The sequence below is a fragment of the Microcystis sp. M53598_WE2 genome (assembly GCF_030067735.1).
Taxonomy (GTDB): Bacteria; Cyanobacteriota; Cyanobacteriia; order Cyanobacteriales; family Microcystaceae; genus Microcystis; species Microcystis aeruginosa.
Genome location: NZ_JASJFE010000074.1, coordinates 1 through 7284 on the forward strand (window position 1 = coordinate 1; position 7284 = coordinate 7284).

At 40.9% G+C, this 7284-nt stretch carries 4 protein-coding genes and 1 pseudogene; 2 read left to right on the top strand and 3 right to left on the bottom strand.

Annotated features, from left to right (window positions below):
- The 3 genes and pseudogenes from PX636_RS01740 to PX636_RS01750 form a co-directional block, all read right to left on the bottom strand.
- Positions 1 to 221 (bottom strand): annotated as a pseudogene (locus tag PX636_RS01740) (hypothetical protein); the annotation flags it as partial.
- A gap of 68 nt (positions 222 to 289) precedes the next feature.
- Positions 290 to 1591 carry a flippase gene (locus PX636_RS01745; protein WP_012266218.1) on the bottom strand — a complete coding sequence of 434 codons (1302 nt, stop codon included), beginning with the start codon at positions 1589 to 1591 and terminating at the stop codon, positions 290 to 292.
- 25 nt (positions 1592 to 1616) lie between these two features.
- Complete coding sequence (locus PX636_RS01750) at positions 1617 to 2459, bottom strand: putative capsular polysaccharide synthesis family protein (RefSeq protein ID WP_288116028.1); 843 nt, start codon at positions 2457 to 2459, stop codon at positions 1617 to 1619.
- A 795-nt stretch (positions 2460 to 3254) separates the two neighbouring features.
- Between PX636_RS01750 and PX636_RS01755 the strand changes: the two genes are divergently transcribed.
- Together PX636_RS01755 and PX636_RS01760 are read left to right on the top strand one after the other, a co-directional pair.
- Positions 3255 to 5567, top strand: a complete 2313-nt coding sequence (locus tag PX636_RS01755; RefSeq protein ID WP_288116030.1) for a GumC family protein — start codon at positions 3255 to 3257, stop codon at positions 5565 to 5567.
- 191 nt (positions 5568 to 5758) lie between these two features.
- Positions 5759 to 7216, top strand: coding sequence for a DASH family cryptochrome (locus tag PX636_RS01760; RefSeq protein WP_002798091.1), 1458 nt, complete (start codon positions 5759 to 5761; stop codon positions 7214 to 7216).
- Positions 7217 to 7284 lie beyond the last annotated feature (68 nt).

Genomic DNA, 7284 nt, shown 5'->3' on the forward strand with positions numbered 1-7284 from the left:
AGCAGAAATGTTGAGACCACACTAAAAACAATACCTAAAGCAGTCATACCTTGAAATAGTGGTTGACGATTTTCTACTTCTATTCCCGCGTTGAGCAAATCACTACCAACTAATAAAAACAAGCTGATATAGAAGCACAAAGTTGTAATGGTTTTCTTTAAAAAATTGCTTTTTCTTTTTGATAATGTATAATTGGTGGGTGGGTAGTCAAAGTTAGCCATTAAACAAATCCCCTGAGTTGCTATGTTTTTGGAAAAAATGTCCCAAACTAATTCTTGCTCAAAACCATTTAAATTGCCGTAGATTTGATGCCCAATTTTTGGCGTACCCAGATAGCACTGATAACATTGCCCACAATCATCGAGATTGCGGTGGCAGTGGCTGCACCATTCACCCCCCACTTCGGTATTAGTAGCCAATTAAGACAGACATTTAACAAAGCGGCAAATGCCACAGTTGCTGCACTAAATTTAGCATGGCGGGTCATATTTAGCAATAGACCCACGGAACCAGTCAGAGCGTTAACCAGATAGCCAATACTCAAAATTATCAAAGCTGTTTGTCCCTGTATAAACTCAGCACCAAAAAGCTGTAAGATCGAGTATCTCAATGCAATCAACCCCAAAGTCATGACTAGAGCAAACAAGCTGATTAAACGAGTGCTATGAGTAACCAGCCTTTGCAGTTGTTCCCGCTTTCCCTCTGCATACAGTGTAGCAAAAGTTGGCGAAAGGACGTTATTCAATATTCCCAGGGCAAAAACAATCAGAGAAGTGACTCGACTGACTACTGCGTAAACTCCCACCGCACCCGCACCCTTGAAGGCACCGAGCATCAATATATCGATACGAGAGTTAATCACCGCTAGTCCTCCTAGCAAAATAAACGGTAAGCCGTCCTTCAGCCAAGTCAGAATTTTGTATTCAGGTTTAGCCTGTTTAACCTCTTGGGGAAGCACTCTGGCTAATAGTACCACACCAACGACAAAAGTAATGCCAAGAGATATCAATTTTAAGCCCATCACCCAGACGGTGATATTTTCTTGATTTCTAAGAAACCAGTAGCTAGAAATCGTCAGGATAATAAAAACTAAGGGAGCTAGTAGATTTTCTGGCATTTGCCCTAAAACCACCCTGTGTAAACCCTTCATCGTCGCTAGTCTCAAGCTAGTTAAAGAGACAATTGGTAAGGAAATCATCGCTACACACAGAGATGGTAATAAGTCCGGCTCCCTGACTTGTCCCCAGTTCAGAATAATAGCAATAGCAACTAATGCCATTAGGCTAGAAACTATGAAGACAATTGCATTTGCCCATTGTAATAGACCACGCATTAATCCCCAAGCTGACTGACTACTATAGATAGCCACTTCTCTGACTAATAAGTTATTAAAGCCTAGAGTCGCAGGAATGCCCAGCAAAGCCGGCCAAGTCATTGCATAAGTATAAACCCCAAAGCCATTTTTACCGAGCCAGCGAGCTAGAATAATACTGGTCAGAAAACTAAGGGTCATGAAAGCAACTCTTAAACCAAGAGAACCCGTCGCATCTCGAATTAAACGTTCTTTCAGTTTTAAGGGAGTTTTCTTCATCTTTTTCTTTGCTCCAGAGATGCTACTAAGTCCATCGTGAATAAACTTTTCTGATTTCTTCCTCCGTGTAAAAATGATTAAAGTATTTAGAACTGCACATCTCCTCTACATAAGATAGTGGTAATTTGAGATTTTGCTTAAATTCTTTATACATATCTCGATAATTTTTATCTTCTCCCACGTTCGTCCTTACTAACTTAAATTCTTTTAAACCCAGAAATTCGGCGATTGCTTTTTCCTTTACACTGTCAGAGGTTTCTAGTTTGAGGATCAATAAATCCACATTATCTTTGTTAATTCTTAAATATCCCTGCTCTTTCGGAAAAGGATATTCATAAACATCTATCCCTAAAAATGGCTTGAAGTGATTATCGAACCAGTCTAGGGGAGTTGAATGAGGGAAAAAATTGATAAATATATCCCTTAGCTCTTGGGGAGTAAAATTGGATTGTTCATATTTTTTCCCTGTTTCTCTTTCAAAGTTCTGAAAAAAAGCTGCAACATTTCTACCTATTGGTTCCCTAGTTAAAGAAATAATTTTTACTTGTTTTTTCGGGGCAATTATTTTGTTATATAAAAATTTACCCTGTCTGACTTGCTTTTCTCTGCCCAGCTTTAATTCTAAAATTTCGTAAACATTAGGATTGTAAAAGCTTCTATTATCAGCATTTTTGAGTAAAAAATGAACACGAAACAATGGCAAAATTGCTTTTTTTTCTAAGGATTTCATCACCGAGATAGAAACCACTTTGCCCATTTGATAGATTATAATAGGTGTTTGATTCGTTGCATAAAGTTTGAGTCGTAACTCTATATCTTTTAGAATAATCTTCAGCAGATAAGTCAGGTTATCAAGAAATTTAGACATTTGGTTTTTGCCTGTAGTTTAATTTTTTTACTCTACACCAGCGATACAGACGCTGAGTTCTCAATGAAGATAATCTATTTCAGCATCAATGTCAACCCAGGGTGGTAATTTTGGTAATTCTCAAGATAGTTGCTCAACTATCTCACTTACATTGAGTACACTAAGCAAACAAACAGCTTTTACTGATTTTAAAGCTGTTTTTAGCCATTAATAAACTATTTTTTCGGCTTTATCCGTTAATTCTCTCTCCTTGTCCCAATTTTCCCCCTTTGCCCCGAAAAAACTCTTGGTCAACTAACCGCCTAATTATCTATTCCTGAGTGTAGAATGGCTACCTATGGATGTTCTGATTGGTCGGGGGGATTATCAGCAAGCTTGACCATAAGACGAGGCGGGACAAAAATTAGCAGTTCTGGAAAAACTAGAGTTATCATCGTAGCACGGTGTTATGATTGAGCGGTGATTGATCTAGCCAGATTGCTACCGCAAAATCTTTTAAACCGCATCCACAGGGAAAACCGTAGTTTGGTTTTTTCGGCTATGATCTTTGCATAGCAATACTTTTAAGGGTTAATGGCCTGCCAGTGAGATTCCAGTTCTCTAGCTGGTTGCGGTTTATATCCTTTAAAAGTGTCCCGAAGTCAATTTCAGCTTTAGATGTCATATTCCTTACTCTATAAGGGTTGGGGGCTATTTTAAATAGATACCATGTTTGGACAAATTCCCAAATTATTCTCAAGCTATACTGGCATACTAGATGCGGTTTAATAGAGTTATCCCTTGACTATTTGATTAATGATGAACAACCAACAAAACGGGGCTTTGAAAACCCAAAGCCAAGGAAATCTACCAGTTTTTGCCCAACCAGCTTTTATCCCCTCCCTGACGCAGGAAGAAGAGGAACTCAACCTGCGTCAAGTCCTTTCTGTCGTCAAGCATCGCTGGTGGATAATCGCTGGCATCACCCTAGGAGTAACAGGTGCGATCGCTGCTTGGACTTTCTTAAAAACCCCTATCTATCAAGGTAGATTCCTGCTGCTCATCGGTCAACCGATTGAGGAAAATAAAAATTCTCTCAAACTGGCAGCCCAAGATATCCTGCCTCAGTTGGGTGGAGAGAACATCGATTATGAAACCCAAATCGCTGTCCTGAAAAGTCCTCAACTCCTTAACCCCATCCTTAGTAAAATAACTCCTCAATATCCCGACTTTACCTACAGTGATTTAATTAGTAAAACTGGCAAATCTGATCTCAAAATTAGTCAATTAGAAGATACGAAAGTTTTAGAGATCGTTTACGAAAATGCAGAACCAGAAAAAATTAAGCTGGTTTTAGATAATTTAGCCCGTCATTACCTAAACTATAGTTCCCAGGAACGCAAGACCGAAATTAATCAAGGCTTGGATTTTGTTAACGCTCAATTGCCCGTGCTGCAGGAACGAGTTAATTCTCTACAAAAACAAATGCAGCAATTCCGGCAGCAATACAATTTCCTGGATCCCGACAAGGAAGCCACTCGTTTATCGCAACAGTTAACCAGCATCGAGCAGGAGTACAGAGTCGCCCAAGTTGCCCTTAACGAAATTAACTCTCGCTATCAAGCTTTACAGCAACAGGTGGGATTGGCCCCTAATCAAGCAATTATCGCCACTTATCTCAGTGAATCTCCCGGTTATCAAGATTTGCTCAAGCAGTTGCAAGAAGTGGAAGTGGAATTGGCGAAACAATCGGCAGTTTTTGCCAAGGATAGCCCGATAATCGCCACCCTAGAGGAAAAACGGGCTAATTTACTGCCCCTACTGCAAAACGAAGCCCAGAGAACCCTAGGGGAAAAACTGCCCCAGACAGTGGGTAATTCCCCGGCTTTGGTATCACGAAGCGCTTTGCGGGTAGAATTAACCCAGCAATTGGTAGAAGCCGCTAACAGTCGCCAAACCCTAGAAATTAAGGTAAAATCCCTTGCCCAAGCCCTCGAACAGCAGAAAGCCTCGGTCAAAAATCTGGCGGTTTTAGCCCGTCGTTATACGGATTTGCAGCGAGAATTGGAAATTGCCACCACCAGTCTCGGCCGTTTTCTGGAGGAACAACAAAAACTCCAACTCAAGGTGGCACAACAAGTGGTGCCTTGGCAACTAATTTCCCCTCCAGAAGTAGAGGAAGATTTCGTTTCTCCTAAACCCGTGCGAAATCTCGCTTTAGGGGTTATTGGTGGCCTGTTACTAGGCCTAGGGGCAGCCTTTTTAGCTGAAAGATTAGATCCCGTTCATCATAGTGCAGATGAACTAAAAGAAGATACCAAACTGCCCCTTTTAGGCGCAATTCCCTGGCAAAAAGACCTCGATAAGATCGAAAAAGTGATCACCGCCGCCCTACCCCAGTTAACAGTCGCTGGTCAACAACTTACTATCCCTAATACCACTGCGAAATCAGCCAACGAAAACCCCTACTACTATAATTTCTCCCCCTTCTCGGAGGCTTTCCACACTCTTAACACCAATATTCGCCTCCTCGGTTCCGATTCCCCCCTCAAGTCCCTCGTGATTAGTTCTGTATCACCAGGAGATGGTAAAACTACTACGGCAATAAATATCGCTAAGGCTGCCGCTCGTATGGGACAAAAAGTCTTACTGGTGGATGCCGACCTGCGACGACCCCAGATTCACCTGCGACTTAATCTCGATAACGGCCACGGCCTTAGTAATGTCCTCGCCGAGGGTCTCGATTGGAACGAGGCGATTCAATCCCTACCCCGCCACGAGAATTTATCGATTCTTACCGCCGGTTCAATTCCCCCAGATCCAACCCGCTTGCTTTCTTCCCAGAGAATGCAGGAGATGATCTCGCAATTACAGCAAGACCACGCCTTCGATCTAATTATCTACGATCTACCACCGATCGCCGCCTTTGCCGATGCCAAAATTCTCGCCGCCATGGCCACTGGCCTAATTCTCGTCACCAAACTGGGCAAAACCGACCGCTTTGTGCTGAAAAATCTGCTCGAAGACCTGAGATTATCCCACATTTCCGTGTTAGGTTTAGTGGCTAATAATGTTAGTCGGAAAGACCACAATTATCGTTACTATGGCCATTACTACGGCAAAAGATAATTAAATCCCATCTTGCTTACTATTTATCGGTTAAGTAGGTAGGTGTTAAAAATTTTCAGGCACCCCCCTTATCAAGGGGGGATTAAGGGGGGATCCCCCCTTATCAAGGGGGGATTAAGGGGGGATCAGAGGCAAAATCTATCTTCTATTTAATTATAACCACTTACTTATCAACTTTTAATTGATGTTAAATGCGGGTTTTAATTTGGTATCGCAATGATCTGCGGGTTCACGATCACGAGGCAATTTATCAAGCTGTTCAAGAACAATTCGAGATAATTCCCTTCTATTGTTTTGATGAGCGTCAATTTGGTTTTACTTCCTACGGGTTTCCAAAAACTGGCAAGTTCCGGGCTAAATTTTTATTAGAAAGCGTAGCAGATTTGCGACAATCTCTGGAAAGTTTAGGCGGTAATTTAATTATCCGACGGGGAAAACCAGAAGACATTATCCCACAATTAGTTCAAGAATTGCAGATAGCCAAGGTTTATTATCATCAAGAGGTAACAGCAGAGGAATTAGCGGTAGAAAAAGCGGTAAATAAGGCTTTATCCGGGGTTCCTGTGCAGATAAAAACTTTTTGGACAGCCACTTTATACCATCCTGATGACTTACCTTTTACCCTTAATCAATTACCAGAATTATTTACTAATTTTCGTAAACAAGTAGAACGTCATTGGCAAATAAGAGCAACTTATCCCACGCCGAAAAAGTTGACAAAATTGCCTAAAATAGAGTTGGGAAACCTTCCCAGTTTAAACGATTTAGGCTTAACAGAATCAATTCTAGACCGGGGAGGTGTTTTGTCGTTTCAAGGGGGTGAAATGGCAGGAAAATCAAGGGTTAAAGAATATATTTGGGATAGTGATTCCTTAAAAACCTATAAGGAAACCCGCAATGAAATGTTAGGGAATAATTATTCCTCAAAATTCTCAGCTTGGTTAAGTTTTGGCTGTCTTTCCCCCCGTTATATCTACGAGGAAGTACAAAAGTATGAGCAAACGAGAGTAAAAAATGACTCTACCTATTGGCTGATTTTTGAATTATTATGGCGAGATTTTTTCCGATTTATGTGCCGTAAACACGGGAATAAAATCTTCTATAAATCTGGTTTGCAAGAACTTTATTTACCTTGGCTAGAAGATTGGGAAAGATTTAATCTCTGGTGTGAGGGAAAAACCGGTTATCCCCTTGTAGATGCTAATATGAGAGAATTAGCCGCTACAGGATTTATGTCGAATCGTGGCCGGCAAAATGTCGCTAGTTTTCTGAGCAAAAATCTCGGTATTGATTGGTGTATGGGAGCAGAATGGTTCGAGTCGTTATTAATTGATTACGATGTCTGTAGTAATTGGGGTAATTGGAATTACACTGCTGGTGTCGGCAATGACGCGCGAGGATTTCGTTATTTTAATATCCCTAAACAGTCGAAAGATTATGATCCCAAAGGTGATTATTTACGTCACTGGTTGCCCGAATTAGCCCTAATAAAAGGCGATAAAATTCACGAACCTTATAAATTATCTCCAGAGGAACAAAAGCGTTATGGTGTGATTTTAGGGGTTAATTATCCTCGTCCCATTGTCGATTTTTTTCAATCCATCAAACACAACGAAAAAATTTATCTTCAGCATTTCAGTGAACAGTAATCAGTAATCAGTGGACTTCTACCTAATATTATCTCAAGACTAAAATTTTGTCTAGACAAGCAACTTAC